At 54.4% G+C, this 25689-nt stretch carries 22 protein-coding genes and 3 pseudogenes; 9 read left to right on the forward strand and 16 right to left on the reverse strand.

Features of this window, described 5'->3' with window-relative positions; all coding sequences use genetic code 11:
• Positions 1–116: 116 nt before the first annotated feature.
• Together NPS58_RS13425 and NPS58_RS13430 are read left to right on the forward strand one after the other, a co-directional pair.
• Entirely contained in the window at positions 117–278 is a 162-nt protein-coding gene (locus tag NPS58_RS13425; RefSeq protein WP_274115841.1) for a hypothetical protein, read from the forward strand.
• Positions 278–1156, forward strand: coding sequence for a cache domain-containing protein (locus tag NPS58_RS13430; protein WP_274115842.1), 879 nt, complete (start codon positions 278–280; stop codon positions 1154–1156). Before NPS58_RS13425 ends, NPS58_RS13430 begins: the two co-directional genes overlap by 1 nt.
• Positions 1157–1159: 3 nt before the next feature.
• Here the strand turns inward: NPS58_RS13430 and NPS58_RS13435 are convergent, their stop codons facing one another.
• From NPS58_RS13435 to NPS58_RS13460, 6 genes are all read right to left on the reverse strand, one after another.
• Positions 1160–1960, reverse strand: a complete 801-nt coding sequence (locus NPS58_RS13435; RefSeq protein ID WP_274115843.1) for a FadR/GntR family transcriptional regulator — start codon at positions 1958–1960, stop codon at positions 1160–1162.
• Between the two features lie 65 nt (positions 1961–2025).
• A complete protein-coding gene (locus NPS58_RS13440) occupies positions 2026–2787 on the reverse strand; it encodes an enoyl-CoA hydratase/isomerase family protein (protein ID WP_274115844.1) in 762 nt (253 codons plus the stop codon).
• Between the two features lie 4 nt (positions 2788–2791).
• Complete coding sequence (locus NPS58_RS13445; protein WP_274115845.1) at positions 2792–3790, reverse strand: NADPH:quinone oxidoreductase family protein; 999 nt, start codon at positions 3788–3790, stop codon at positions 2792–2794.
• Positions 3787–4734, reverse strand: coding sequence for an NAD(P)H-dependent flavin oxidoreductase (locus NPS58_RS13450; protein WP_274115846.1), 948 nt, complete (start codon positions 4732–4734; stop codon positions 3787–3789). The genes NPS58_RS13445 and NPS58_RS13450 overlap by 4 nt, the downstream gene beginning before the upstream one ends.
• A 97-nt stretch (positions 4735–4831) precedes the next feature.
• Positions 4832–5647, reverse strand: coding sequence for an SDR family oxidoreductase (locus tag NPS58_RS13455; protein ID WP_274115847.1), 816 nt, complete (start codon positions 5645–5647; stop codon positions 4832–4834).
• Positions 5644–7311, reverse strand: a complete 1668-nt coding sequence (locus tag NPS58_RS13460) for a flavin-containing monooxygenase (RefSeq protein WP_274115848.1) — start codon at positions 7309–7311, stop codon at positions 5644–5646. Before NPS58_RS13460 ends, NPS58_RS13455 begins: the two co-directional genes overlap by 4 nt.
• 146 nt (positions 7312–7457) lie before the next feature.
• Here NPS58_RS13460 and NPS58_RS13465 point away from each other — a divergent pair, with 146 nt between their 5' ends.
• Positions 7458–8297: an alpha/beta fold hydrolase gene (locus tag NPS58_RS13465; RefSeq protein WP_274115849.1), complete on the forward strand. Its 840-nt coding sequence runs from the start codon at positions 7458–7460 to the stop codon at positions 8295–8297.
• 72 nt (positions 8298–8369) lie between these two features.
• On the opposite strand, the gene NPS58_RS29615 is transcribed toward NPS58_RS13465, so the two are convergent.
• Positions 8370–9083, reverse strand: coding sequence for a methyl-accepting chemotaxis protein (locus tag NPS58_RS29615; protein ID WP_425313078.1), 714 nt, complete (start codon positions 9081–9083; stop codon positions 8370–8372).
• A gap of 159 nt (positions 9084–9242) precedes the next feature.
• Positions 9243–10367 (reverse strand): annotated as a pseudogene (locus NPS58_RS29620) (methyl-accepting chemotaxis protein); the annotation flags it as partial.
• 26 nt (positions 10368–10393) lie between these two features.
• Here NPS58_RS29620 and NPS58_RS13475 point away from each other — a divergent pair.
• Positions 10394–10519 (forward strand): hypothetical protein, encoded by a 126-nt coding sequence (locus tag NPS58_RS13475; protein WP_274115851.1) that lies wholly within the window; start codon positions 10394–10396, stop codon positions 10517–10519.
• A 94-nt stretch (positions 10520–10613) separates the two neighbouring features.
• Complete coding sequence (locus NPS58_RS13480) at positions 10614–12530, forward strand: hypothetical protein (protein ID WP_274115852.1); 1917 nt, start codon at positions 10614–10616, stop codon at positions 12528–12530.
• Between the two features lie 439 nt (positions 12531–12969).
• Here the strand turns inward: NPS58_RS13480 and NPS58_RS29625 are convergent, their stop codons facing one another.
• The 3 genes from NPS58_RS29625 to NPS58_RS13490 form a co-directional block, all read right to left on the reverse strand.
• Positions 12970–13269 (reverse strand): antitoxin Xre/MbcA/ParS toxin-binding domain-containing protein, encoded by a 300-nt coding sequence (locus tag NPS58_RS29625; protein ID WP_425313067.1) that lies wholly within the window; start codon positions 13267–13269, stop codon positions 12970–12972.
• Positions 13270–13806: 537 nt separating this feature from the next.
• The gene (locus tag NPS58_RS13485) at positions 13807–14439 is read right to left on the reverse strand and encodes a DUF6088 family protein (RefSeq protein WP_274115853.1); all 633 of its coding nucleotides are present in this window, start codon (positions 14437–14439) and stop codon (positions 13807–13809) included.
• Positions 14440–15243: 804 nt separating this feature from the next.
• Positions 15244–15519 (reverse strand): helix-turn-helix domain-containing protein, encoded by a 276-nt coding sequence (locus NPS58_RS13490; RefSeq protein ID WP_274115854.1) that lies wholly within the window; start codon positions 15517–15519, stop codon positions 15244–15246.
• A gap of 882 nt (positions 15520–16401) precedes the next feature.
• Between NPS58_RS13490 and NPS58_RS29480 the strand changes: the two genes are divergently transcribed.
• Entirely contained in the window at positions 16402–16638 is a 237-nt protein-coding gene (locus NPS58_RS29480; protein ID WP_298730104.1) for a BPSL0761 family protein, read from the forward strand.
• A 655-nt stretch (positions 16639–17293) separates the two neighbouring features.
• Positions 17294–17764, forward strand: coding sequence for a hypothetical protein (locus NPS58_RS13495; RefSeq protein ID WP_274115855.1), 471 nt, complete (start codon positions 17294–17296; stop codon positions 17762–17764).
• 877 nt (positions 17765–18641) lie between these two features.
• Here the strand turns inward: NPS58_RS13495 and NPS58_RS13505 are convergent.
• Positions 18642–18932: pseudogene (locus tag NPS58_RS13505) on the reverse strand (IS21 family transposase); the annotation flags it as partial.
• A 29-nt stretch (positions 18933–18961) separates the two neighbouring features.
• Entirely contained in the window at positions 18962–19954 is a 993-nt protein-coding gene (locus NPS58_RS13510; RefSeq protein ID WP_274115857.1) for a DNA-binding protein, read from the reverse strand.
• A gap of 87 nt (positions 19955–20041) precedes the next feature.
• Here NPS58_RS13510 and NPS58_RS13515 point away from each other — a divergent pair, with 87 nt between their 5' ends.
• Positions 20042–21145, forward strand: coding sequence for a site-specific integrase (locus tag NPS58_RS13515; RefSeq protein WP_274115858.1), 1104 nt, complete (start codon positions 20042–20044; stop codon positions 21143–21145).
• Between the two features lie 76 nt (positions 21146–21221).
• On the opposite strand, the pseudogene NPS58_RS13520 reads toward NPS58_RS13515, so the two are convergent.
• Positions 21222–21866, reverse strand: a pseudogene (locus NPS58_RS13520) (hypothetical protein); the annotation flags it as partial.
• Positions 21867–22028: 162 nt separating this feature from the next.
• Between NPS58_RS13520 and NPS58_RS13525 the strand changes: the two are divergent.
• Positions 22029–23255 carry a hypothetical protein gene (locus tag NPS58_RS13525; protein WP_274115859.1) on the forward strand — a complete coding sequence of 409 codons (1227 nt, stop codon included), beginning with the start codon at positions 22029–22031 and terminating at the stop codon, positions 23253–23255.
• Between the two features lie 7 nt (positions 23256–23262).
• Here NPS58_RS13525 and NPS58_RS13530 read toward each other — a convergent pair whose 3' ends face one another.
• A complete protein-coding gene (locus NPS58_RS13530) occupies positions 23263–24633 on the reverse strand; it encodes a hypothetical protein (RefSeq protein ID WP_274115860.1) in 1371 nt (456 codons plus the stop codon).
• Positions 24634–24689: 56 nt separating this feature from the next.
• Positions 24690–25676, reverse strand: coding sequence for an ATP-binding protein (locus NPS58_RS13535; RefSeq protein WP_274115861.1), 987 nt, complete (start codon positions 25674–25676; stop codon positions 24690–24692).
• Positions 25677–25689: the final 13 nt, after the last annotated feature.

Genomic DNA, 25689 nt, shown 5'->3' on the forward strand with positions numbered 1-25689 from the left:
GACGGCCATGGAACACCATGACCGTCTAATCAATAACGACTTGCAAAATACATATACATCATTACAATCATAAATACCTACGTTCACAGCCCGAACCACAAATAAGAGGGATGAACATGAGCGCGCTCTACGCATTGGCAGGAGCTGTCCTGCTGGCCCTTGTTGCCTGCTCGGAGGTCTATAGCGGCCGCCGCCAGTACGAGTATCCGCCGCAGACGCAACAAGTCGACGCCGACCCACCCGCGTATTCCCCCTCCTGGTTTGGTGTCTTTCATTGATGAAAAAAATACTGCAATTGACGGCCCTGACTCTAGGGCTTGCCTCTAACTATCCGGCGTATTCAAGCACGGTCGGTGAAGACGCAAGCTACAGTCAACAATCTGATCAGGCTCGTGCTCTGCTTGAAAAAGCAGTAAGCCATTATCGAGAGAGCGGTGAGGCTGCATTGGCGCAAATCAGTCGCCAGGGTGAATTCACACGTGATGAGCAATATGTTTATGTGATCGACACTCGAGGCGTGATGCTCGCCAGTGGTGGTTTGTCCGCGATCTACATTGGCCGAGACATCCGCCCTATTCTGGACGACGATCGAAAGCCCGCTTTTGATCATGCTCTGCTCCAACCAAGCGATGGTCAAATGCACAGCGAAGAGTACCGATGGCTCAATCCAAAGGATGGCGAGATCGAACGCAAAAAGATCTGGTATCAGCGGGTAGACGACAAGATCTTTGCAGTGGGTTATTACTTGCCACGCTCAAGCCCCCACGCTGCCCAGGTTCTGCTCGACGAAGCGATCACGGCCATGGATCATGCCCCGGCAACCACCCTAGAACGCATTAACCGATTGGATAAGGCATTCAATCGTGATGACCTGTATGTGTTCGTCGTCGATACCGATACGCTCAAGATGGTAGCGCACGGTTACAACCCTAGGCTTGTTGGCACTGACTTTCGCCGCCTTCAAGCCGTTGACGGCCAGCCGATTGGCCAGCAGATGCTAAAGGCAATAGACGGCAAAAAGGAGGCTCAGATCAGCTACGCCTGGCGTAATCCAGTCACCGGCAAACCAGAGCCGAAAAACACGTTGATACGACGTAGCGGTCGCTTTCTAGTAGCCGTCGGGTACTACGCACAACCGCAAAACGCAGTGCACTGAGCTTCAGTCCTGCATAATCTCGGCAATTGTGGTTTCTTCGTAACCGGCTATCCAAGTCTTGTTGGCCGCTTGCATATGCTTGCGCCAATGCAGCTCAGCGCCATCCTCGTCGCCCGCTTCAATTAGCTTGATCAGCTTCTCTTGGGAGCGCAGACCGTAGGCAGCATTAGCAACGATTTCCTCGGCTTGCGTGGTACGTCGATAAGCCGACACTGCTAATGCCTGGTGCTGCACAACTACCTCATGAATAGCGCCCCAGAGATGGATCAGCGGGCGATTCCCCGACAGCTCAACCACCAGACGATGGAACTCTGCGATGGCTTGGGCGAAGGCGGCGGCGTCCTCGACCACTGCGCGTTCGGCCTCCAGGGAGGCCCGCAGGATTGCCGGGGCAGTTTTCTTGGCCTTTGCGGCCACCATACGTACTGCAGCCGGCTCAACAGCCAAGCGCGCCTGATAAACCTCAGCTACCCGTGTACCTTCGCACTGCAGCACCATGAGCGCATAATTAGAGATGAGACCCGGGTCCGGTGCATGAATCACGGCACCACCCTTGGCCCCCCGAGAAACAGTAACCAGACGCTCAGCCTCAAGAATCCGGTACGCCTCTCGAATAGTCGGGCGCGACACGCCGAACTCTTCCATCAGCTTGCTTTCGGCGGGCAAGAGATCGCCCTCTTTAAGCTGTCCGGATACGATCAATTTCTTGAGTCGGGAAGCCACGATCTGCGGAGCCTTTGGGATCTGCAACGGTTGTTTCCGAGGACTGGAAGAAAGAGCGATCGTTGCACTTGCGTTGGTCATGCTTGAGTCCTAGAGGTCATGGGCATCCACGAATGAATAGCTGCCGACGCCAGTGGACCCGGTGGTCAGCAGTCTTTGAACACCGGCTCGCGCCGTTCCACGAATGCCTGGATACCCTCCTTGGCATCGTGGTTCGTACCAATGCGGCGGCCAAGACCTGCTTCCAATGCAAGGCCTTGCGTTAGCGAAAGTTCATTACCTTCGCGAACTGCCTGACGTATTGCCTGTTGGGCTGGCAGACTGTAACGGCTGTACTTAGCCGCAAATACACAGGCTGCATCCAGCAGATTATCGTCGCTATCAGTAAGATGATCTATCAAACCTACACTATAGGCAGTTCGGCCGTCCAGCGCTTCTCCATCCAGCATCATGCGCAAAGCAGGTGATCGACCAATGAGTCTAGGGAGTAACTGAGTAGCGCCATATACCGGTATCAAGCCCAACCTTATCTCCGGGACAGCCAGTTTAGCCTGTGCAACACTGACTCGGAACGTGCAGCCCAACGCAACTTCAAGGCCACCGCCCATGGCGGCCCCATTGATTGCAGCTACGCTGATTTTCGGATACTCGGCCAGGCGCAAAATCAGGCGGTGCATACGCGCAATGCGCAAGGCCGGATCGCCCTCTCGTTCGTTGAGATCAGAGCCTGCGCAAAATGCCCGACCTCGGCCGGTGATAATCAGTGCGCGACTGTCGTCATTCGCTATGCGTTCCAGATGCTGGTCCAGCTCATCAAGCAAGGAATCATTGAGTGCATTGAGTACGCTTGGGCGATTTAGGGTCAGAACAGCACAACTGCCCTGGCGTTGATGCTCGATCAGATTCACGATTTCATTCCTGCTGCAGGTTCACTATGGTTTTGCCGATACGCTGGCGACTGAACGTTGAGGCGAGCGCCGAGCGAAAATCGTTCAACCCATAGGTGATGCCTGCATTCGGCTGCAAAGCACCAGCATCTACCCACTGGGCCAATTGCTCACGGGAAGCAGCGGCTTTTTCCGGCTCGCGCAACGCAAACTGACGGATATCGACCCCCATCAGAGCAGCGCCCTTCAACAGCGCCAGGTTAGTTGCCAGATTCGGAATACTGCCTCCGGCAAATCCCATGACCAAGTAACGACCGCCCCAGGCCAGGCGCCGGAATACCCGCTCAAACCCATCGCCACCAACGGGGTCAACTATCACATCCGCACCGTTTCCATCGGTCAGCACCTTCAATTGCTCCGTCCAATCGGCTGCGCTCGAGTCTACGCAGTGATGTGCACCTGCAGTCCGTGCTGCTTCTCGCTTGTCGGCCGTGGATGCTGTAGCTATCACCTGGGCGCCCAGCAGGCGGGCGATCTGAACTGCCGCGAGGCCAAGACCACCGGCGGCACCGAGAACCACTACTCGTTCACCAGGTTGCAGGCTCGCACGGTCCTGGAGGGCATGAAATGCTGTGGTGTAATCGACCCAGAACGCCGCAGCGCGCGAAAAATTCAGCCCCGAAGGCACAGGCACAAGGCTTGAAACCGGCACCACGGCATATTCTGCACAGCCGCCTCCCATAGCCAAAGCGGCGCACCGCTGGCCAAGCCCGTAACCACTTACCTCAGGCCCCAGAGAATCGATCACTCCGGCAAATTCACAACCGGGAACGTAGGGCAAAGGTGGCTTGAGCTGGTAGCGGCCGGTACAAAGCAAACCATCGGCGAACCCAAGACCGGTGCTGTAGATCTTCAGTCGTACATGACCTGGCCCCGGCTCCGGCACCGGTACATTCTCAAGCGTATAATCGTCCAGGTTTTCAAGGCGTCGGCCCAGCACGGCCCTCATACGCGGGGCGCTCATGATGCTATCGCCTGGGCTTGTCGCAAGGCGGCACGGTACTGCTGCTCCAGGTCATCGACCAAAGAGGCAACACGTGGCAAGCCGTCGATCGCACCGACCCCCTGCCCGGCCGCCCAGATGTCCTTCCACAATTTGAAATTGCCATGGCCACCGGTGCCGACGCCGGGTCGCGGCGGTGCTGGCAAACATTCGGGATTCAAACCCGTGCGAGTAATACTGGCCTTCAGATAATTGCCATGCAGCCCACTGAACAGATCGGTGTAAACGATGTCGTCGGCACAGGAATCCTGCAGCATCTGTTTATATACAGCATCAATTTCACATTCGGCTGTACCTAGAAAGCGCGTTCCCATATAGGCCAAGTCCGCTCCGAGCAGTTGCGCTGCCAGAATGTCCTTGCCATGAGCCAGCGCGCCGGACAACAACAGGGTGCCTTGGAAGAAGCGGCGGATTTCACTGACAAAGGCAAACGGATTAAGCTGACCACCATGCCCGCCCGCCCCTGCACACACGGCCACGATGCCATCGACCCCAGCGGCGGCCGCTATTTCTGCATGCCGCACACTGACCACGTCATGGAATATCAAACCACCGTAATCATGCACTGTGGCAACCACCTCACCCGGCGAACCAACACTGGTGATAACCACCGGCACTCGGTGCTTTGCCAGAATATCGAGGTCACGATCTTGGCGCAGATTGGCAGGGGCCAATATCTGGTTGATGGCAAACGGGGCAGCGTACGGAGTGGCTGCTAGACCTTCCACAATCTCCCCCAACCAGTCATCCAACTGCCCACTGCTACGTGCATTCAACGCAGGCATCGAACCGACGATACCCGCCTGGCACTGGGCGAGCAGCAATTTCGGACTGCTAGCCAGAAACATCGGGGCAGCAACCAAGGGCAAACGTAAGCTGTCACGTAGCAGCGTGGGTAATGGCATAAACTCTCCCGTCTCAGGAATGAGTGATGTCGTGCAAAACTCGAAAACGGATTGCTGTAGGCCGACCGCTGGCCCTGGCGTGGCAGCAGTCAAGTGCCTACCAGTGTGAATCACCACGCTCAAGTACTTCGGTGCCACCATCGATGCACAGGAGTTGACCAATCATCAGGCTGTTGGCGGGACTGGTGAGCCACAACATCAGCTCTGCCACTTCATCTGGACGGCCGTAGCGGCCCAATGTCTGTGGATGCATGTCCCGCACAACCTGACTGCGCACGGGATGATCGCGCAACGCCAAGCCTGCCTCGGTTTCAATAAATCCGGGGGCGACGGCGTTTACAATAATGCCACTGCCCCCCCAGCGAGGGCTGACGGCTGCACGGCGAGCCCAACGGGCAATGGCGACCTTGCTGCTGGCATAGATCCCCACAGGCGTTCGCTGGTTGACCAGGCGGCTCTCGGTTTGTGCTTCGACACGGGCAACTAGATCTTGAGCCCTTTCTCTGGCGGCCTTCTCATTTCCAGCCAGGTAGAATTCGACCAAGGCTGAGTCGGCCGCGTTGGCATACGCCATGCGTGAAGACACTAGAACCACTCGCGGTGATTGCGACTTGAGTAGTAACGGCTGCAACCCTTCCAGAACGTCGACAGTGCCAAAGTAATTCAAGCTGGCACTGGCCGTACTGGACACCAGCAAGCCGGCGCAGGTAATAACTGCATCAAGCCCGTTAGGGCACAATGCCTGCACACTGGCAATCAGTTCTGCCCGTCCTTCGGGGGTAGAAAGATCCGAAGCCACATCGCCTTCGTGCAAATCCGCGCGAATAACTTTGTACCCCTTGGCCTCAGCCAGCTCAGTAGTGGCCTTGCCAATCCCATTGGCAGCACCTGTAATCAATACCGTGCGAGTCATGCCAATTCCTCCTGATGAGCCGTTGCGCCAGCGGCACAACCTGATAACACAAAGCCTTCATAGCCGTTGGCGGCTACGGCATCGCACAGGCGCCGGTAATTACCGAAGCCACCGACAAAGGGCATGAACACCCGCGGCTTACCAGGAACGTTCGCCCCGGAGTACCAGGATGCGCCTTTGCGATGAAGCGTAATCTGGGCTAGCGACGCGACTTTTTCTACCCAAGCGTTTTCAGCGTCCGGAGTCGCTTCGATCAAGGTCTTTTTTTGCTGGCCCAGGTAACTAATGCAGTCCATGATCCAGTCGCTATGCTGCTCAATGGCCACAACCACATTTGCCAGCGCGCCGGGGCTCTGCGGCCCCGTCATGATGAACAGGTTCGGGAAGCCCGCTGTCGCCAGGCCAAGATAGCAGCGCGGGCCATCCTTCCACTTGTCCTTGAGTTTCAGCCCATCCCGGCCGGTCACCTGAATGCGAGACAGCGCCCCGGTTATGGCGTCGAAGCCGGTTGCGAACACCAGCACATCAAACGCCAATGCCTCTTCACTCGTGCGCATACCCTGGGCGGTAATGCACTCAAGCGGCGTGCGCTTCAAATTTACCAGGCTCACGTTCGAGCGGTTGAAGGTTTCCAAGTAGTTGCTGCCGATGCACAAGCGCTTGGAGCCCAGAGGATGATCATTTGGGCACAGGTCCTCGGCCACTTGTGGATCCTTTACGACACTGCGAATCTTGCCGCGTACAAAGTCCGCCGCAGTGGCGTTGGCTTCTTCGCTGATCAGCAGGTCATTGAACGAGCCTAGGAACGCGAGGCCATTGATCCGGTAGTTTTCTTCATAGATGGCTTCTCGCTCTTCGGGCGTTGCAACGAGGGCCGATTTGTCATTGAACTGATAGTGAGAACCACCACTGGAATACCGGGTTTTTTCACGGATTTGCGGGTAGGTTGCGCGGTAATGACGTTGTTCGTCTTCGCTGAGCGGTCGATTCCCAGCGGGCAAGACGAAATTGGCAGTGCGCTGAAACACCGTCAGATGTTCCGCCTGCTGGGCGATAAGTGGAACCATTTGTACGCCCGTCGATGCCGTACCCACCAGGCCCACGCGTTTGCCAGTAAAGTCCACGCCCTCAGCAGGCCAATTGGTGCTGTGGTACCAAGCGCCTTTGAAATCCTCCAGACCTGGGATGTCCACTGGCTTTGGAATGGTCAGCGAGCCGGTAGCCATGATAAGGAAACGGGCTTTTATCTGCTGCCCCTCCTGAGTTTCCACCGTCCATCGCTCAAGATGCTCATCGAATGTGGCAGCACTGACGCGAGTATTGAACTGGATATCCCGGCGCAACTCAAAGCGATCGGCAACATGCCGGATATAATCCAGGATTTCAGCTTGAGTGGCGTAGCGCTCCGACCAGCGCCACTCATCTTGGAGCTCGTTGGAGAAAGAATAGGAGTAAATGACGCTCTCGATATCGCAGCGAGCACCTGGATAACGATTCCAGAACCAAGTACCCCCTACATCGGAGCCGGCCTCGAAAGCGCGCACGCTCAGACCTCGCTGACGTAAGCTGTGGACTAGATACAACCCGGCGAAACCTGCCCCGACGACGATGACATCGAATTCACCCGGGCAGGCGCTGGCCTTGCCTTGCTGCGCTTCACTCATCTCACTGTCTCCTGAATACCTCGGCTTCACTTTGCCGAATTATTGTGTGTATGATTTATAGCATACACATCATTATTCGAAGAGTAAGAAATTATTCCAGCTGTTCGACGTCGACGGTGATGAAGAGAATTCCTTGGAGCAGTCAAATGACACTGTTTACCCATTACCTCGATGGCGATCACGTCACGTTGTGCGCAGACGTTGGCGGAAACCCCAAGGCTCCGGCGGTAGTTTTTTTACACGGGGGTGGCCAGACGCGTCATTCTTGGAGCAAGGCAGCGCGCAGCCTGGTGGACCAGGACTACCATTGCCTGGCACTTGACTTGAGAGGTCACGGTGATAGCAAGTGGGCTGAAAATGGAGATTACAAAGTCGACGCCTTCATCGCCGATCTTAAAGCCGTTATCTCCACTCTCCATCACCTCCCCGTTCTGGTGGGTGCTTCGTTAGGTGGAGCCACCTGTTTACTGGCGGTTGGTGAATCGAGTGAGCCTCTGGCTAAAGCTCTGGTGCTGGTCGACGTAGTTCCACGCATGGTCCCAGTGGGAATACGACATATCCACGACTTCATGCGTGGCAACCCGCAAGGCTTTGCCACACTGGAGGACGCCGCGGATGCTGTTGCAGCCTACATTCCAGACCGCCCACGTCCTTCCTCACCTCAGGGCCTCCTGAAAAACTTAAGACTTAAGGGCGATGGTCGTTATCACTGGCACTGGGACCCGCAATTCCAGAACGACCGCTCCAGAACCGACATGGGAGAACTGACTATCCGAATGGAGAATGCGGCCAGGCACGTGCATATCCCCACCTTGCTCGTACGTGGCAAGCAAAGCGAAGTGGTTAGCCAGGAAGGTGTACAGCACTTGCTGGAATTGATTCCTCATGCGCAGTATGTCGATGTCGAAGGGGCCGGACACATGGTCGCGGGTGATCGCAACGATGTGTTCAATCAAGCGATTGAAGGCTTTTTGCGCGGTTTTTAACAGTCATCCCGCTTGCCCCCTGCGCGCTCGATCACAAGGGGCGTTTACTCGGAATTGCCTTAGGAATGCCAGTCAAACCCGAAAGGCACCAATCAGTTGTTTTAACTGGCCTACCTGCTCCGACAACGCACGACTGGCCTGCTCGGTCTGACTGGCTCCGTGGGCTGTACGGTCGCCCGCATGGTTGATCTGCACAATGTTGCGGTCTATGTCGTGCGTCACTGTTGTTTGTTCGTGGGCAGCAGTTGCAATTTGTTGATTCTGGTCGACGATGCTGGCCACGGCCTCGAAGATCTTCTCTAACGACAATCTCACCTGAGTGGACTGGTCGACGGTGCTGCTAGCCATTTGATGACTCGCATTCATCGCTTTGACGGCGGCGCTGACACCCGTTTGCAGCTTGCCTATGGTGAGCTCGATTTCTTCAGTGGAGATTTGTGTGCGCTTGGCAAGGCTGCGCACCTCATCAGCTACCACTGCGAATCCGCGTCCTTGCTCGCCTGCCCGAGCAGCCTCGATGGCTGCGTTGAGTGCGAGCAGGTTGGTCTGCTCAGCAATGGCCTTGATGACATCGAGCACTTGACTGATCGTACTGCTATCACTTGCGAGCTGATTGATGACCGCCACCGACTGGTCTATCTCTCCGGCCAGTTGCTCAATGCTGCCGACCTGAGACTCGACCAGGGTACGGCCAATAACGGTTTCCTCGTTGACACTCTGGGCGCTGTCTACCGCAGCAGTTGCACTTCGTGCCACGTCTTGCGCGGTGACGGACAGTTGATTCATCGCCGTCGCAATCAGTTCAATCTGCTGACGTTGGTCAGATACGGCTTGGCTACTCTCATTGGAAATGGCCTCAACCCGGCAAGCTTGGCTTTCGACCTCCGCGACCGTCTGCCCTACCCTTTGAATCAACTGATGCACCTTGACGATAGTGCCGTTTATAACCTTACCTAGCTCACCCAGTTCGTCTTGGCTTTGGGTCCCCACTTGGACTGTCATATCCCCGGCCGCCATATCGTCCATCACCAGGCTGAAGTTCTTCAACGTACTGCGGATTGACGCATAAAAAGCAGCGTATAAATACCCGATCGAGACGAATACCAACAGTAATGCGGCCACGAGCAAGATCATGCGCTGTTGATCAGTGACTAAGCGCTGCCTCAGCTCAGAATCCAGGTAGGAAAGGATCGCACTGTAGAACTGGTCGGTCTTATCGATCTCGACGCTCATCTGATCGTAAAATTTTTCCCAGGAAGCACTGGTGTCAGTGTCCTGCAGCAAATACTTATCCAGCAGGGCGCTGCTGGCCGCCAGAGAGTCGCGGCTAGCACTTGCCTTGGCTGTCAACATCGAGCTTGCACGGCCATTGCCAGCCAGCGCCCCCTCAATGTGCTGGCCATATTCGGCCTGCAGTTTTTCCATCTGCTGCAAAGCACTTTCCACTTTCCCAAGGGCACCCGAACTTCTCGAGCCGCTAGCCAACAAAAACGCACCGAGTGACCGAGCTTCACCCAGCGCAAGGGTTACATCGGCGGCGCTATCAACCATCAGATCGACTAGCTTTCGTTCATCGGGACCTGGATCAAGCGACAAACCACCGACGGAAACACCGGACATGAGCAACAGTTGCACGTTTCCTAGCTGTTGTTTGATCTGATGCTGTTGTTTGGCTTGTGTAGCGTCGTCGTGTGCCTCTTGCAACCACTGAACAAGAGCGGCCCGCTTGGCGTTGATGTCGTCACCTTGTGCAGGGGTCAAGGCGACAACCTGCAGCTCTCGAAGACTTGAAATCAAGCTCAACTCCAGACGCTTGATACGATCGTTCAGCTCCTCGTTTTGATTCGCTACACCCACTTGGACTTGAATCCGTATCAAGTTCTCTAGGTTTTCCATGTCGCTACGAATGTTCAGGCTCGTGGCCAACGGCCCAAGACTGGCTAGCTCTGTTTTCGTGATGATGTACTGGGCATAGGCATCGCGAATTAGAAAGTAATTGGTAGCCAGCATAGGCACGAAAAACAGGATGCTGATCAGGCTGAATTTCATGCCGAAACTCAGGCGATTCATGAGTGAGGTGGCGGGATGCAAGAGAGTTGTCACTGAGCGCCTCTGATTTTTATGATTATTTCGCAGACTGTGGATTGCTCTTGAGAATTACCGACCAGGTGTCAGATGCCGATGCCGATGCCGATGCCGATGCCGCGCAGTCGCTGGCGTGATTCCCTGGCGCAATTCAATGGGTGTACAAACATAATAATCATATCTATGATTTACTTGCTTATACACTCATAAATCGTCTGGAGAATAAAAATAATGTCCAGCCTCAACCGACCGGCCGCGGACGTCAGTGCCCCGGTTCATCTTGGTGCCAGCCAAGAAGGCCCCATGACTCGAGCAAAGAAACGCCGTACCAGCATTGTCTATATCCTCTGCGCATTGCTCGGCCTGGTGCCCTCGGTTCTTGGGGCACATACAGCCCTGCAAGCCTTCGGTCTCGGCCTGCTGTTCCCTGGAGCCGGCTTTTTTTCTGTCGGCGGTTGGGCCCTGTTGCTGGTGCCACTGACACTGGCTTTGTATCTGGTAGCGCTCATCGCTTGGTTCGGCTCGGGAATGATCGTCGCGCCAATCATCATCTGGCTCGGGTCCGCGCTGCTCGCTGCAGGGTTGGTCGGCGAGACGAGCTCACCCATAGGCGCAGCGTTGGCAGTGGGGCTGTTCGTTCTCTATCGAATTCGTGGGACGATCAAGCAGCGCAAGGCGCAGGCTCAACTGCTGATGCGTCGTGAAGAGCGGAGTACCTACCTGCCAACAGCTACTCGCGCAGTTACCACTCGCGCAACTGAAGCCCCACCCGCTGAGCAGCGGGAGTTGAGCCTGGACGAACTGCAGGCTTTGCGCTTCAACTTGGATTTGGCACTGCAACCGATCGGTTCGTTCGAGGGTTTCCAGACCATCGAGCAGTTTCAGACCTCCGCGCTGCGCTATCAGTTGAACAGCATCGGCTATTCGCTAGCTGTAATGCAGACCGTCTACACACCCAACTTCCAAGGGTACGTAAACTGTGCTCAGCGTAACGCGATCGACAAGGCGCTGAATAAGAGAGTGTGGGGGTACTGGCGCTGGGAACGGCTGTGGGGCCATTTCTCCTGGCGTTACGATCCGGTAGGCCGTGACAACATCATGCTGACAGGTTTTCTTGGCTTGCAAGTCTGTCTGTACATGGCATCAAGTGGTGATCGACGTTACACCGAGCCGGGCAGCCTGACTTTCACCTGGGGCAAACGCCGCTTTGCCCACGACATCCACAGCATCGCGCGCTCTATTGATGAAAATTTCAGCCGCGCTGATTTCTGCCTCTATCCGTGTGAGCCGGGTTGGATCTACACGCCGTGCAACTTCATGGGCATGATGACATTGATTGCCTATGACCGATTGTTTGATACCCACTTGGCCGTAAAGCACATGCCCCGTTTCCGGGAAAATCTGGAAAATGAATTTACACTGGCAGACGGTGATCTGATCGTACTCCGCAATGAGATCACCGGTACATCAGTAGCCTTCCCATTCGGTAATGAAGGTCTTGCTCTGCTGGCACATGCATTGTTGCCTGAGCGAGCACGCCAGGCGTGGGCCCTGGCCAGGCGAGACTATGTAAAAGAACAGGACGGTGAGACCACCATTGAAGGGATGGAAAAAGGTGTCGACTTCGGTCGCTATCGCAAGGCTCCGATAGGACACATCCAACATATGCTGGGTGCGGCTGGGGAAATGGGCGATACCGCCGTGGTGAATGAGTTGCTGCGCCTGCTGGAAGATATCGGCAAGCCAACTCGCGAAAACGGTGTACTGAAGTATGAATGCTCCAGTGGACTGGCCGCCGACATGGTCCGCAGTCGCATCTTGCGCAAGGGTGACTGGAGTCGAACTGTAAATGAAGGGCCGTTACCGTGCACGCAACGAGGACCACTGCTCACCCAGGCACGCTACCCGCAAGTACTCGTAGCCCGAGCATTCAGTCATGGCGATGACCTGGATATGACACTTTACCCTGGTCTGGAACCAGGTCCCGAGGTCATAGTGGTTGAACGCTTGAAGGCTAATGCTCACTATCAGCTGGTCGTTTGCGACTCGCAGACCAGCGTCCAGGCCGACGCGAAGGGGCAATTGAAACTGACCGTGATGCTGTCAGGGCGCACTTCGATATCACTGAAACCCGAATTGCAGAGCTGAACATTAAGGGGACTGTTAACCGTCCCCTTCTTCATCTCAATCTGGATTCACTCCAGACTTAGCAAACGCTGATTCTGCGTGACAGGATACTATCATGGGCTGCTGCATTCTGATCGCATTGGTAATGTCTGAACTTATTCGCACCTGGAATGTTATCCAACAGCGTATATGGCTAAAACTGCTTTCTGCTGCGTGCCTGATAGTGTCCGTTACGCTCCTCGGTTGGCATTGGGACCATTTGTGGGAGCTTTTACTAGATCCCTTTGCTTTCTCCTTCGTTTCGGATCTGTTGAAGCAAACGGAAAATTATTGCCGGTCAATTATCAGCGTGGGGGCTCCCTAACGTACTGAATCCTTTACCACAAGTCTGGGTCGAATCCGAATGCCGAGTTTAAGTAGCAAGTGAGATGCAACCCCCAAGATGTCCCGCTTGAAAATATCAATAGACGCCATGCTCAATTCTGAGTAAATGGTCTTGCACCTGCGCGTAGCCATCGGGATCTGCCAGAATGCTCATGGGTGTCCGCCTATTTAAACCCAGCGCCGGCCGAGTCATCCATTCAAAAGCTAGTCGCTCATTGCCCAGGATTTGAGCAACCCTCATCAACACTTGATCCCGGCGTGCCACGTAACACCGATTTTGAGCGCTCCAGCAACACACGAGTGGGAGCGAGCAAAGCGCTACGATGCTAATTACAGCCATACCCGTCACCTCCTTTGGCCCCTTGGCGATGGACATTACATTAATGCAGCGGAATGTCACTTGCCAAACTCAATTCCCAAAGTGCGCCTCATTTTCTAGGTGGAGCCACCCTGGTAGTTGAAATCGCAGTACGCTGCGAAATTACACTGCGGAACGATGGTCCAAGTCAGGCCACCCTATCCGAGCCCATCAGTAATCAGACTGCTCTGGTAAAATCTTCACCACAGCACTTCCATGCTCAGCCTGGCTGGAGTTTGAAGTCAGATCGGACCTGGGTCGCTCTCCGTAGGGAGTTTCTTCAAACAGCCAAAACATTTGCCTAAGTCAGCGCGCCTTAGGCAATAGAGTAAGATCAGCGACGGGAGTTGTACGCGGCATAGCACTGCCTCAATAGTGAAAGCCGCAGCTGATTACTGTAACCATACATGCGCCGAAATAATATTCGGTGGTAAAACACGGCGTGACTAGTAGCAAGTCACTTGAGCAAGGGGCTGACAACCCTAGGAGCACACGATTAATGCGTGCCCTCCTCCTCTTTCTAGTGATCTTTGCGCCTGCACCTTCTACCTTGAACTAGTTCGACGTCGCACGCTCCTGAGTCAATAACCTGTCCAGGTTGCCAACCTCAGTTCGCATTAAGGCTGATTTCATCCAGCGCGGCATTTTGCACGCTAGCAGCAACCGCTTCTCACCTTCGTTTAACATACCGTAGATCTGGGCGATCACCGCGTCGCTTACTTCGGTTTTGCCCAGAAAATGGAGCGCGGTTAGCGCAAGCCCCACCCTGGTTCCGGCATACTGCAAACGATTGGAGCTCACATGCTTCAGTCGAATAAGAGCTCGGTCCACTTGAATCACTCGGCTTCGGCCGCTGGTGTAATAGATAGGCTGGACCTGTATTTGTGTGCTCAACCTGAACATTCTAACGGCTTCTGCGCCATGGCACTGAATGACCTCTCCTCGCGCGCTGGCGATGACTTTCATTACTTGCGTTGGACACGGTCGAACATTGCCTATGTACACGTTCCATTTGGGGCGCATGTAAACTCCACGAACCACTCGCTCCAAGACGCCTGCTCGAGCGAGTCGGGCCAAGACGCCGTTAATACTCGCTGGTGTTCCCAAGTCCTTAAACACGAGGCGAGTAAAAGCGGAACCTTTACGCATGCCAAGCAATTTTTTGATAATTGAGAGTGTTAAGTTCATTTTACCGTGATCCCGCCTCCAAATCATTGGACGATGGAAATCCAATATGTACGTACATTTCCCGCGGTTCTGGAACACTTCCTTGCCCTAATGCGGCATATGTAACGCGGGTAACTACGGTGCTTTAGCGTGATTGCCTCGCGTGCGTAACCAGGAATCGTTCACTATTCCTTGCGACCGACTGTTTCGCTCACGGCCCGCCAATGATAGGACAGACAGCGCTACAGCTTCTTCGAGCATCGCTCTTACTGGGCATTGCCATCCTCCCATATCGCCAATGGGCTGTCTCAGCGTTCACACCACGGTCCAACGTCAGTTGGCCCATGCGTGTACACCCCGTTCTGCACTCGTACCACAATAATCACGCACAGCCACAAAGAGCGACGGGGTGGCCAACATCGGGCGTTGCTGGTACCAAAATCGAACGAAGGGTTGTAATTCTAAATGGCGCGTTCGATAGGCTTACCACCGGACCGGCTAGAGCTCTGCTGACATGTGCCTCGACGCTAACGACGCCCAATGGGCCATTGCTACTGCTCACGAGCCTAAGATCTGGAAGCCATGCAGCGTTTTGAGCCAAACCGCTACAGAGGAAACGAGGAGCACGTCGGTGACATAGGCATTTCGGTGTAGAAGGGAGCCACTTTAGACATGGAATCTTTTACGGATGTCTACGCTGCTCCCCAGCGTTCTCGCAGGAGAGTGTCGCGATGGTAAACGATAGCGCACTCATTGAACACTATGGCGCTCATAATTGGCTCGCGGCGCCTCCCCCTCATTCAGCTTCAGACTCTGAACAATGCCTCAAGGCTCGATGGCCTCCTCTCTAAGCCGGGTGATCAGATCGTCCATGCTGGACTCAGGCGCTTGGATCAAATAGGCGGTCACGATGAGGCTCAGCGGGTGAATACCAATTCTGCCGGCTAGGTCGTCGATTTTTTGTAGGGTCGGCGCCTTTTTTCCCCGTTCGAGGGTGCTCACATAGGTTCGGCTGCTCACCAAAGCGAAATCCTCCTGGGTCAGGCCATGCGCAGTACGCATGCGCCGCAGGGCTTCTCCCAGGGCTTCACGGATATCCATCGTCATTCCTCTTAAAAGGAATGATGAAGAACTATCGAACACGATAGAACTACAATCTATAGTGTTCATTTCTAGTGAAATCGAGACTCCAACTGGCGACAGGCCACTCAACGGCCAAAAAATGCCCAGCGGAGCGCGTCTTGAACGCTTTGCCTGAATCTCATACTCGTACTGCTGATACGGCTCTCCCTGTGAAGTTAAGAGATTGTAAGTCTCGGTCACCTGCACTGAATCTCAACACCTGGCATGCGCCCGCCCCCTCGCAAACTGCAAGCGCTGTTGTTGAAGCTCGTATCATGAACCTGAATATTCATTGTTCAGGGCGGAATTTTACATGCTTCGGGGGAGCTGCTGCATACGCCGACGATTGCCCCTGAGTGTCGCTAAAGCGAGATTTCGCCGTGGCCGTTGTAAAGCGCGGCTCATCAGGTGTTTTCATGACAGCCTGATGCTGATCCGATCATCAACGCTTTGGACATGGCTTATGAGCAGCTTGGACGGCCTCAATAGGTTCTGATCCACAGCGGGCCGGTTCATGGTGCAGCGCTACAACTGGCAGCGACTACGTCAGTTCAATAGCGAGAGGCTTGCTTGGGCTTCTGAAAAGAAAGTCGGATATCGAACGTTTTGGTTGAGCGGTATCGAAGAGGTTCCGGCGACTGATGCCTGATGTTCGGTCTGCGTCGAACACTTGATCACTGCAAGCAGTCTAGCGGCATTGCCCTCGCTATCATTGGGTTACCGCTCAGGGGTTCCCGCCCCGATCTTCTGGCACGATGTTGCAGAAGGCGAGGAAACGTTCAGTTCTCCAGGCAAACCCATCTTGGCTTCACGCTGGTGAAGGCCGATACTAGTGTGCCCATGCCTTTGAAATATGCCCATATGACCATACCCCGCGAACGCTCTCGTGCAGTCGTTGCGACCCGTGAGTTCCTTATCGAACTCGCGAAAAATGACGCTTTACCCGACCAGGTACGACAGGATGCTAAATTTTTGCTAAGGCATTTTCCTACGGCGGATGACATAGATCGGGCTGGTAGGATTGAGGCGAGCGCAGAAGGATTGGAAGTGGATTTCATAGGACCCGTTTTCAGCCCCGTATTTAAGGAATTCCAATAATCAGGTAGGCCGTCAAGCGGGCCTAAATGGCAGGCTTTCTCACCCTCCAACCTCCAGCGTAAGTGCGATGCTGCTCGCGAACTTTAAAGCAAACCCCGTTACGCTTGCAGTCAGAATTTTCAATGTGCCAATGACCTCTAATCCCGCGCCGTTTCAAGCCTGGGTCATCCCAGAATACCCACTCCCCGAAACCACGCTCTCCAGTGTCACCCAGATCATTGGGCGCTTTCTATTTTGAGGCGATCGACGAGCGAAAATAGATCCACCAGGGGCCCAAGTGCCGACTAGGAGGTTCAGAGGATCAAAGCCAAGCGGGGAGTGAAATCGCGATCACTTTTTCAAGGTTTAACCTCGATACCTTTCTCAAGGCTGCTCAGATAGGTCCTGCTGCTGGCAATCGCCGAATCTTGCTGCGTGAGTCCTTGCCGTCCTCGCGCTTCCCGCAAGCAGTACCAAGCGATTGGTTTGGGTCCATATTACGTACCCGACAAAAGGAGCAATACGCCATAATGAGCCCTATCGAGCTACAACCTATAGCGTTCATTTTGCATTGGCAGTATCCTTGAGGCTCATTTGAGGTAGCTGTTCGCGCGACCTCGACAGCTTGACATTGCTAGCTCTCTCGCCGCGTACCACCCCTTACCTGGAGCCATTCGTGATTCTGCTTTTTGACCCCGTGCCTCGGGAAGTACGTACGTGGACGCATTGCGAGATTGAGGGGCTTTGCTTTGTAATCACAATAACCTGCATGCACACGGGGCTGAAAAACCGTGCGGCAATTGTCGAGTGCGCGTATGAGCTTCTTCATTATCTGCAAGTGGCCAAGGATGTCGAAATCCAGCACGTTCAGATGATGTGTCCGCCATCAATCAGCGGACAAAGCCATTGGATTCTAGAGGAACTCGATAGCGTCATTGTTCATTCGGGTGTCGACACTCGTGAGAGCGCCGTTGTCTATCGCACCAAAAGTGGATCTTACAAACTTGGAGATCTGGACCTAAGAAAACGTAAGGCCTCCCGAAAACTTTACACAAGAAAGCGATTTCTTGATCACCAAGGTGAAAAGAGCGATGTCAAAGCTCCTGAAAATGATATTAAACTCTATTCAGCGCTTTGGCGGGATTGAGGAGAGGTGAGCACGATTGATTCCAATTTGAGAATACTCCCGTTTGGCGGGTCAGATCCTCTGGCTGCGATTAACAGCTTAGGATGTTAATTCAGTACACCAGCGATGGCTGAAAGGGACGGAAATACACATAGGATTGAACCAGAACGGATGACAGTTATATGCCAAGACTCCGGCGATAGCAGCGGGGATGTCATCATTGATCTCCCACCTGAGGTCCTTGCAGGTTTGAACGTCAAGCTCGGTGACTCACTTTCTATCGAGTTGGTTGAAGGTGCGATAGTGCTTAAACCAATCCGCAATGCTGCCCAAGAAATCTTGAGACAGCCATCGACTCGAAAAGTCGACGGGAGTCCGAAGCCAGGTCGTTGATATGGCGAACTACGCCCTCAATGAGTGCATCCCAATCCCATGCTAAAGGGAACGGCTCACCGGAGCTACTGGTGTTCATTATTAGTTCGCAGTTTCTTTACAGGGGCTGCACGCTATTTCTCTCGCAGGTCTAGGAGTAGCCTTTCCTGCGTTAGCCCTCTCGACGCGCACCATTCCCCCACCCTCGAGCCTATAATAATTCTCCTTTTTAATCCCGTGCCCAGGGAAAGTTGGCGCTGATACGAGAATGCCCTTACATCGGCTTTGAAGTCCCGCGCAAGGTCATCATTTCTGAGTCTTCGGGTGGATAATCGAATTCAGGCAGCATAGGCAAAATCGCATCAGCCAATAAGACGCGCGCATTCGCTTGCAACCTTACGCGCACCAAAACAGCTGCTCTCCAAGGCTGGCACGTTTGCGACCTACCCGTGCGGGTAATGTGCGCCACCTCATCCCATCGTCATTGAAATCTACAGATCCCTGGTATCCGACAGTCATGCGCACCCTTGTCGGTAGCGGTCTTTATGTTGTCGTAGATGCTACGACGCGGCAGCCCACCTAACCCACCAAACGAGCAGGCATGGACATAGAGCAACATCTCGGGGCCTTGCCTGGGAAAGGCAACCAACCAAAATGCGCGAGCGACGCACAAATTCATATGCGGGACCTGGATGCATGGGAACAGGCCGCCGATCAGTGGACCTTCTACACTCCAATCGCAATGCAACCTCACCGAGTGCAAGGTTGCCAGTACAAAGGCTTGTACAGACTTATTTTGCTTCCAGCGCCACGAGCGCTACGCCCGTACGGCAGCTCAGCTGTCAGTTATTTCCTACGGGTTGATTTATTCGATGCTCGACTGCGCTCGCCTGCTCCCGGGCCAGCCGTTGCCTCCGCTAGTTGCTGACTCAACAATTCGGCACGCGCGCCCAAAGCAGCTGCCTGCTCTCGCGCATCAGCCAACTCACGGTGCTTCAATTGGTGTTGTTGACTCGCAGTGGCGAGCGCCTGAATGGCGTGGTCGTGCTCGCGCTGCAACGCTTCGCTCCGCGCCTGAGCGATCCCCCGCTGCTCGCGCGCCTCGGCCTGCTCTGCCTGGACCGCCAGCAAAGCGCGCTGAAGGGCCTGGTCGCGTGTGGTGGCCTGCTTGAGCTGGACGGTCAACGCCCTGCTCTCTTCGCGCGCTCGATCAATCTCGCGGTAGGCTCGGTCCTCGACATCGCGGGTGTAGCGCTGCTGCTCTTCGCGCACCTGCTCGACCTTATCGCGGCTGTCCTGCAGGTGTTGGCGGACCTCAATCAGTTGCGCTCGCGCATCGTCGCGCTGCCCCAGGAGTTCTTCGCGCTGCTTGCGCAGATCGTCGATCTGCGCCTGACGCTCGGTCAGCAATTGCTCAAGGTCAACCATGCGTGTCTCGGCATTCTGGTGCGCGGCCAAGGCTTCAGCCGTTTGCTGGCGGGCCTGCGCCGCTTCCAAACGGGCGCGGGCCTCCAGGGCTGCCAACGCCTCCCGCTCATCGGCCAACACCTGTCGCTGAGCAGCCAACGCTTGCTCGGCAACGCCCTGGGCCAGCGTGGTCGCCTGCTGCCACACCGCGACAAAGGCCTGCGCCACCTCCGTCGGCAGCCCGGGCAGTCGGGTTTCACCGCGCAAGCGCCCGGCTAGCTGTTCCCACCACTGATCAAGCAACGCACCGACCCGAGCCGGACTGCCGCGCCCCAGTTCCAGGCGCACCCGCTCCACCGTTGGCCGTTCGCCACGGGCCAGTACCGCGTCCGCCGCAGCGAACACGTCGTTTTCCGGTACGCCTACCGCCATACCCCGCCCTCCGCTATATTAGGTCTGATAATCATAGTTTATCCGACCTTATAAAATTAAAACTCAATTAATAATACGTTGAACGTAATGGATAATACACAATCCTTCGAGAACGGATTGAACACCCCATTGGCACTGCACGACCTGGCCGACAGTACCCGTGCCGCCGCCGAGGCATTTATTGCCGCCGGTACTGCCGTCAACACCGTGCGCAGCTATCGCAGCGCCCTCGCCTATGGGGCCGCCTGGCTGCGCCTGCGCTACGGCCGGGCGCTCGGCGACGGCGCCCTACCACCGGAAGTGGCGGTGCAGTTCATCGTCGATCACCTAGCGCGCCCAGACGGTGCCAACGGCTGGTGCCAGCAATTGCCCACTGAGGTCGATGCCGCTCTGGTCGCTGCCGGGGTCAAGGGCAAACCCGGACCGCTGGCCTACAGCACGGTCAGCCACCGCCTCGCCGTCCTCGCCAAGTGGCATCGTCTCAAAGACTGGGAGAACCCGTGTGAGCAGGCATCGGTGAAAACCCTGCTGCGTGAAGCGCGTAAGGCCCAGGCCCGTCAAGGCGTTTCAGTCCGGAAGAAAACGGCGGTGGTACTGGAGCCGTTGCAGGCGATGCTCGCCACTTGCACCGACGGGGTACGCGGCGTGCGTGATCGCGCCTTGCTGTTGCTGGCCTGGAGTGGCGGCGGGCGGCGGCGCTCGGAAGTCATCGGCTTGCAGATTGAGGACCTGCGCCGACTGGATGCCGGCACCTGGTTGTATGCGCTCGGGGCGACCAAGACCGAAACCGGCGGCGTACGGCGCGAGAAGCCGCTGCGCGGCCCAGCAGCGCAGGCCCTGGATGCCTGGCTGGCCGCAGCCCCGGCAAACAGCGGGCCGCTGTTTCGGCGCTTGTACAAGGGTGGCCGGGTCGGCACCACTGGCCTATCAGGCGACCAGGTCGCGCGTATCGTCAAACGCCGGGCTGCACTGGCCCGGCTTGAGGGTGATTGGGCCGCCCATAGCCTGCGCTCGGGCTTCGTTACCGAAGCCGGACGCCAGGGCGTGCCGCTGGGCGAGGTGATGGCGATGACCGAGCACCGCAGCGTGACCACAGTAATGGGCTACTTTCAGGCCGGGGCCTTGCTGGATAGCCGCGCCAGTCAGTTGTTTGGCGAATCACCCGGTACTGAAACACCACCCGAAACATGATTGCTGATAACAGTGGCGTAGGTAAAAACCTCAAGGCATCTCTTTTACCATCTGAATGAGCACAGCCATAGATTCACTACAGCTCGGCGTCGCTCGCCATGGCTTGATTAGCATCGGTAGCTACCGCTGCAGCTCTGCCGCCCCGCTTTGTAAAATCGATGCCGACGATCTTGATGTCCTCAACGTTTGGAAACTTCAGAGCGATAGCCAGCCAGTAATCTTGCAAAGCGGTGACCAGATCATCGAATTGTACCTGGTCATTGCGCGGCGACGCCCAAGTGGTTTGACCACCTTGGTTCACTAGCAAAAAAATGCCGCAGCTCGAGCCGACGCCGCGTAGATAGTCGCCACACAGCTGATTCTCGAGTCGCTCGAAATGTTCGGGGCCACTCCAGTTTTGCAAAAGTTTCAGTTCGACAGGTACGGGGCCGTCGAACTGACTGTTCTGGATTCTGTAATCAGGACGCTTGTCATCGGTTAGCTGTTCTTCCTGGGTAACGACGTAGCGCCCTGCCGCACGATCTCTTAACCAACTGCCGATAAATTTGCAGATGGAAGTCTCCTGGTTCGTCTTAAGCAGGATCTCGGCATATCTCGAGTCGCCGTCATCCAGCTCATGCTTCAAGTCTAGGAGGCGATCGATCGCTAGGTTCCAAAGTTCACGATGGGTGGAGGGGATACTTTCCAGGTACTCGTGGAACTCAATGACCTTTTCCGGCTGCAGGGAGGCGTTTTCTACGAAACTAGGGGCGATTCACTTGCCTCCGCAACGCTGGTGACTAATATCAGAGGGTTAGGAGCCACCTTAGCTTGATGGACTAGCCATTGCTCAGGGCAGGGTTGAATCCAACCCACAATACGCCCGTCAAGTCGGAGTAGCCAAATGGCAGACATCGTAACGGTGTATTTTATTCCCAGCCTAGGTCAGGAAATTTCAGATTTCCTTGTTCAAACCGTGCCAAAGTACAGGCGACGCAAAGTAACTCGCTACCTACAACATTTCGATCTATGGCTGCGCCACACACAGTACAAATCCCTCAGTGATAGCCTTCCCCTGGAAGCTTATGTCTATTTTTATCTCACACACATCAGCCTCTATCTGGACCCAGTAGAACCTAGCGAATTCGCGTGTGAATACTTACGAACAGATATTGATACTTTACTTATCAGGCGCAAACTTAAGGGCTACGGTCGACTCACCAGCAGACAGGCTGCATCCAGAATTGCCGCAGCCATGAACTGGCAGGAACATTGTTTCCGCAAAAATCTGGACCCCTTCCGCTCCAGTATGAAAAAGCTCTACAAACACGCTAAGCATTTCGTCCATCTTACAGAGCTAACCTCAAAGCCCAAACTGTACTCGGCCGATCTCCTTGAATTAATAAGCAGAACGGGCAGAGGTCTAGGATCTTGGGTGAGGGATCTAGCGATGCTCCGTTTGTTGCAGGAAACTGGATGCACAACATCCGACTTGGCTGCGGCCTTAAGCCTTGATTTTGAGCGCCAAGAAAATGATGACTGGCATTTCAAATATGGTAACGAGCTAACGGCTTGCCTCAATGAGGATACAGCCACCCTCGTTGAAGTACTGCTTGGCCGGTATTTCCACCTTTCGAAGTATCGAGACGATCACCAACATCTTTTCACCATGGGCTACGCTGAAGTCGAACTCAAGATGAGCGCCCATGACATAGAGATGGAAATAGAGCGACGCTATCGCTTTGCGCTGATGGTGACAAGCGTGATCTGCCCCACAGATACCAAACTGTACGTAAAAGGAGCAACTCCTTTCCCGGAAGGGTTTATTGGTGAACGTACCATGCCCATTTCACCCCATGAAAAGATCAACACCGTTGTAAACCTTCAATTTTCTGAGAGCTTAAATACGGCAACGAAGCATTCGGCGTCGGCGACACTAGAGGCTCAATACTTTTACGAAGACTGGGACACTGCGATCCGCAACTCTACCTTGGTGTTGCCCGAATCAGAAACATCAGACAGCGGAAAGATAACTGACAATACTCATTGCCCCAAGCTGCAAAAAAAACGTTTACTTATTGTCGGTGAAGATATCGATGAATCGGCTTGGGCCGATTGGGGCGAAAATTAATCGTTTATTAATGTGACAGCGACAGATACGTCTCTCGCTGAGCTGGTTTGCTCACCTTCAACCAACTGAGTTCGGCGAAACCGGAGCGGGCTGAAAAGTGGAATTCACAAGCGGCCTGTTGGGGAAGGACAATCAATGCCCAAGCAGTGGGCCCTACCCAGCGGTGATAGACGACATGACTGGCATTCGTCCTAGAGCAGATTTTCTCCAATTCGGATAGCCGGAGTAGCTGCCTACTCATGAAAAAAATAATTTCATGAGCTAATATTTTCGACATCAGCCAATTCTTTTCACGCCCTCCTTTTAGTGAGGCAAATACGCCGTGCGTACGTTTCGATTCAAGCCAAGCTCTCAGCTTCATAATAGCACATGGCCTTGCTTTCGAGCACAAGTCGGAGGGTGTTTGAATCCCATACCAGAAACATAGCCAGTCAAGATAGCCGACGAGTTGATACCCTTGCCTGGGTACCTCACTCTGCTCAACACTCCGCCATATTCCGGCAAGCTTATGCTTGCTCAGCTTGATTTCAGGAAGAAAACGCTTTCTAATTTTTCGGAAGATACACTTCAAGATTGGAACGAGCTCTTCAGCCGTCAGCTCGATGTCCATTTCTTTAACTGGCGAGCAACGACTGATGTTGCTAACCCTGTAAAATCCCTCACTTTTATCGCAGTGACCTGATGCGGCCATAGACTGAACTTCGTTGAACAGCGCACGCTGATGCACCGCAAAATCAGTGATGACCGAAGAAAACTGAGCAGTATTATCAAAGTAAATATTTGTCGGCTGATTTACATCAAAAAATACCTGGCGGTCCTTGCCGCGCTCAAAAATTCGATGTGCCTGGATGAGCCGCTCCAGCCCCGATCTATTCAAATAGGACCGGCCACTCTGCCCTTCCTTGAGTCGCAGCAGATGGCCACAATGGTTGCAGCTGTATGGGCCATGGAACAACTTGCTATTCAACGAGTAATCCATTCCCCCGCCGCACGTCCGACACGCCTGGCTCAACTCAATCTGATGGATTGGGCACTGTTTAATGAGCAAGTATTGAAACAGCGAGTAATGCACGCCACGTACCATGCACACCGGACACACTCTCAAGGTGGTTGCGATGTGATCAATGCTCGGTACGGCGGACGGCACCAAGAAGAGCGCTTCTTGCTGCGCCGTATCGAGTGTAAAGCACTCTTGAATCGCTACCGGACTCACCGACGCGCTGTGGGCAAGGTTTGGGAATCGGTTACGCTTGCCGTTCCCCCCATCCTTTGGTGGTGCAAAGATCTTGACCAGTGCATCCCCGTGGATGACGTTATAGAGTGCAAACCGGCTTAGAAGCGAATATGCAGATTCGTAAGCCAAGTACAGTGGGGCCACCGGACAGTACCTAGGGTTGATGCTCAGTGTTTTAGTATCTGGGACGATGATCATTATCAAGCGTTCGGATCAGCAGATTTACTATTTCGCGTTGCGGCTTGAAACCAAGACTCACGGATAGATTGCAAGCTGAACTCTCTGGTGATGGTGTAGTCTGGGTGATCCATGTCGACACTATCGCGCAAAATAATCTCTATCGTTTTACTGAAATACTGCATCGGTATTTCCATTTTGCTTTTTAACTTCAACTCCTTATAAGCATCACAAAAAGAATCCCACAATATGTCTTCCATTTGCGCCAGCCTAAATCCATTAGCATATGCCTGTGGGACAAAGAATCTGGTGAACGTCCATGTGGAATTGGCCGGATAAGGGGTACTGTCAAAAAAGCCAAGGCAGGTCGCGAAATCTTCTTTTTCGCGTATACCGCGAAAAGGGTGCTCGTAAAGCATGAACCTATTGACAATAGCCTCCCCCTCCACACCGGTATTGAGAAAGGCTTGCTTCTGGTCGAGTAGTTGCTGCTGCCCTACTAAGATGGGGAGCAATGTCATACCCTTTAGCCGCAGGTCATTGTAGATATCCTTGACCCAGTCAAAATGCTGCTGCTGAAGCCGCTGAGCTTCATCCACGAACAGAATAAAGACCTGTCGTGGATCCTTGCGCGCTGCTTGCTCCATGAAATTCACTAACCTAACATGTTTTTTTGAAAGGCTAACATTGTCACTCCACTGCTTGTGACCGACCACCTCCAGCAGTGAGTTATAAAAATTACCTTTCGTGGCTAATGTTTCTCGCTTTGCGTTGTAGATCACAACCGGAAAATCCGGAAAATCTTGCGCAAGGCATTGTTGACAATAAAGAATTGCCCAGGTTTTACCGTAACGGGTATGCCCCCAGATGACTAAACCAGAGTCTCTGCGACGAATAACCTTAAGCACAAGCGCGTAAATCTCACCGATCGAAAATGTCGGGATCAAATACCGCTGATTGCAGACAGGATGAAGATCAACCTCGACGGGGCGCGTATCCTGGATATCCATTTGCAGCCTCTAT

The organism is Pseudomonas putida, assembly GCF_028682455.1.
GTDB lineage: Bacteria > Pseudomonadota > Gammaproteobacteria > Pseudomonadales > Pseudomonadaceae > Aquipseudomonas > Aquipseudomonas putida_AA.

Bases quoted from the DNA above. Each gene is read 5' to 3' on its own strand.
- NPS58_RS13425 (WP_274115841.1), top strand. From the start codon at position 117: ATGAGCGCGCTCTACGCATTGGCAGGAGCTGTCCTGCTGGCCCTTGTT.
- NPS58_RS13430 (WP_274115842.1), top strand. From the start codon at position 278: ATGAAAAAAATACTGCAATTGACGGCCCTGACTCTAGGGCTTGCCTCT.
- NPS58_RS13450 (WP_274115846.1), bottom strand. From the start codon at position 4,734: ATGCCATTACCCACGCTGCTACGTGACAGCTTACGTTTGCCCTTGGTT.
- NPS58_RS13515 (WP_274115858.1), top strand. From the start codon at position 20,042: ATGGATAATACACAATCCTTCGAGAACGGATTGAACACCCCATTGGCA.
- NPS58_RS13460 (WP_274115848.1), bottom strand. From the start codon at position 7,311: ATGAGTGAAGCGCAGCAAGGCAAGGCCAGCGCCTGCCCGGGTGAATTC.
- NPS58_RS13485 (WP_274115853.1), bottom strand. From the start codon at position 14,439: ATGAACTTAACACTCTCAATTATCAAAAAATTGCTTGGCATGCGTAAA.
- NPS58_RS29480 (WP_298730104.1), top strand. From the start codon at position 16,402: ATGACCATACCCCGCGAACGCTCTCGTGCAGTCGTTGCGACCCGTGAG.
- NPS58_RS13510 (WP_274115857.1), bottom strand. From the start codon at position 19,954: ATGGCGGTAGGCGTACCGGAAAACGACGTGTTCGCTGCGGCGGACGCG.
- NPS58_RS13525 (WP_274115859.1), top strand. From the start codon at position 22,029: ATGGCAGACATCGTAACGGTGTATTTTATTCCCAGCCTAGGTCAGGAA.
- NPS58_RS13490 (WP_274115854.1), bottom strand. From the start codon at position 15,519: ATGGATATCCGTGAAGCCCTGGGAGAAGCCCTGCGGCGCATGCGTACT.
- NPS58_RS29625 (WP_425313067.1), bottom strand. From the start codon at position 13,269: ATGTCCATCGCCAAGGGGCCAAAGGAGGTGACGGGTATGGCTGTAATT.
- NPS58_RS29615 (WP_425313078.1), bottom strand. From the start codon at position 9,083: ATGAATCAACTGTCCGTCACCGCGCAAGACGTGGCACGAAGTGCAACT.
- NPS58_RS13435 (WP_274115843.1), bottom strand. From the start codon at position 1,960: ATGACCAACGCAAGTGCAACGATCGCTCTTTCTTCCAGTCCTCGGAAA.
- NPS58_RS13455 (WP_274115847.1), bottom strand. From the start codon at position 5,647: ATGACTCGCACGGTATTGATTACAGGTGCTGCCAATGGGATTGGCAAG.
- NPS58_RS13465 (WP_274115849.1), top strand. From the start codon at position 7,458: ATGACACTGTTTACCCATTACCTCGATGGCGATCACGTCACGTTGTGC.
- NPS58_RS13445 (WP_274115845.1), bottom strand. From the start codon at position 3,790: ATGAGCGCCCCGCGTATGAGGGCCGTGCTGGGCCGACGCCTTGAAAAC.
- NPS58_RS13480 (WP_274115852.1), top strand. From the start codon at position 10,614: ATGTCCAGCCTCAACCGACCGGCCGCGGACGTCAGTGCCCCGGTTCAT.
- NPS58_RS13535 (WP_274115861.1), bottom strand. From the start codon at position 25,676: ATGGATATCCAGGATACGCGCCCCGTCGAGGTTGATCTTCATCCTGTC.